Consider the following 2,194-nt stretch of genomic DNA (forward strand, 5'->3'; position numbering starts at 1 on the left):
TATAAATGTCAAGTTAATCATGTAAATTTTTGATCATTTAAGAATGTAGTTTTTTTATTCTTCTTCGAAATTCATATGATCCTTTAAACGATATGAATTTCCAGTAATTGAAACTACGTGTGCATGATGAAGTATTCTATCTAAAATAGCATTAGCAATTATAGGATCTAGAAAAATATCATCCCATGCATTAAAGTTTATATTTGTAGTTAATATTGTGCTTTTATTTTCATATCTTTTATCTATAAGCTGAAAAAATAGTTTGGAATCTTCTTTATCAATAGGAAGATAACCCAATTCGTCTATTATTAGTAATCTATATTTACTAAAATGCTTCAGCCTTGCATCTAATCTATTCTCAAGCTTGGCTCTTTTAAGCTGCTGTAATAAATCATTGCATTTAATAAAATATGTACTGTATCTTCGCTTCGCGGCAGCGATTCCAATAGATGTAGCTAAATGCGTCTTGCCAACTCCACTAGAACCTAAAAATACAATATTCTCATTAGCTTCTAAAAAACGAAATGATATAAAATCAAGTATTTGCTCTTTGTTAATACTTGGTTGAAAATCAAAATCAAAGTCTTTGATTTCTTTATTATGTGGAAAAGCTCCTACTTTAACCATTGCTTTTATCATAGTTGCTTCTTTATAATCTATTTCATAAGCTGTAAGTTTTATTAAAGCATCAACAAATGACAAGTTATTATTTGTTGTAAAATCAATAACCTCATTAAGATGTGTAATCATTTGTTTCATTTTTAAGTATTCTAAATTTTTTACTAATTGATTATATGTACTATTCATTTTTGTATACTTCTCCTATCATATTTAAGTTGTTTTTTGCCATTTTTGCCATCTCATAATCTTTGCAGTTAAAGGTAGAAGAACTAATTTCTAAGTAATGATCCTCATGATAGTTTAATTTTTTAGTTGTTACATCATGAATATTAACCAAATCTGTGTTACAATATATATGTAGTTGGTTATCATATACTTGTAATTTTAGTCTTTTACCTATGTATTCTGGTGGTACAGAATACTGATTTGATTTATATGAAATCATGCTTTGGCGATTGACTTTAACACTAGTAGTGGTAATTTTGTATTGATTTCTTATTTGTTCCGTAGGAAGTGCAAGTAAGAAATCTTTTTCTCTTTTTTGATGCAAAATTGGAATTTTTCCAGTTGCAGTGTGATAAGAACTATTTATCCTATTATTTAAATTCTCAATAAGTCTTACAAGACCTTCATAATCAAGTTGTCCATTATAAGCTCTTATTTCATCAAGCAGCTTCATTGGAGCTTCTACTTTTGCTTTAGTATTCGGCCTTCCTGCTATGCAGGGGCGAACTTTAAAACCATAATCATCAGCAAATTGTTGAAACTTATTATTTACTTTCCCCTTTCTATAGTTTGTTCTAGCTTCATCCATAACAGTTTTCATATTATCTGTTAATAATTCATGAGGAACACCTTCAAATGTCTCAAATGCCTCATTTAGAAATGAAAATAATATTTCTTGAGATTTATCTAAAGAAAGCTTGTAAACTCTAAATCTTGAATAAGAAAGAATAAGAACAAATATATTAACATTTATTGTTTCACCAGTTTTTAATACAAAATTAATGTTTTCTTTCCAATCTAATTGAGCCTGCTGTCCTTTACCAGTTTCATATCGCATTGTAGAATTATTAGATATATGACCTTTTTGCCTTCTTTTAAAATAATCATTAAATTCAGGTTTGCTAGATATGTATCTTCTAAACGAAGATTGTGCACAATCGAGATTATAGTTATCTTTAAGATATTGCCATAAAATTCTCTTGTAGTAGAATATTTGAATAGAATCCTTACTAAGAAGTGATCTTATAATGGGCTCAAATTCATCAATTTTTGATTTCCTTTTTCGACGAGAAGGTTTAGTATATCCATTTAAATATTTCCCTACAGTTCTAGGATCAACTCCAAGCTCTCTAGCAATTTGACTTTTATTTACTTTCAAATTATTTTCCTCCATAAGAATCTTTAATTTAGGAAGATCCTCCAATTTTTTTATTTCTATTTCTTTATAAATATTAGTTTTTATAAGCATAATTACCTCCAAAAATTTATGAAATAATTATAACTTATAAAAACAATTTCATGCATTCTTAAACGATCGTTTATTTACATATTTATTGTAGCATTTATA

General features: G+C 27.4%; 1 protein-coding gene and 1 pseudogene. Both read right to left on the reverse strand.

Features of this window, described 5'->3' with window-relative positions; genetic code table 11:
• Window positions 1-54: 54 nt before the first annotated feature.
• Window positions 55-807: an IS21-like element helper ATPase IstB gene (gene istB / locus FYJ33_RS15915; protein WP_154532935.1), complete on the reverse strand. Its 753-nt coding sequence runs from the start codon at window positions 805-807 to the stop codon at window positions 55-57.
• A pseudogene (gene istA / locus FYJ33_RS15920) lies at window positions 804-2,095 on the reverse strand (IS21 family transposase). The gene istB and the pseudogene istA overlap by 4 nt, the downstream one beginning before the upstream one ends.
• Window positions 2,096-2,194: the final 99 nt, after the last annotated feature.

This window comes from Inconstantimicrobium porci, from assembly GCF_009696465.1.
Lineage (GTDB): Bacteria > Bacillota > Clostridia > Clostridiales > Clostridiaceae > Inconstantimicrobium > Inconstantimicrobium porci.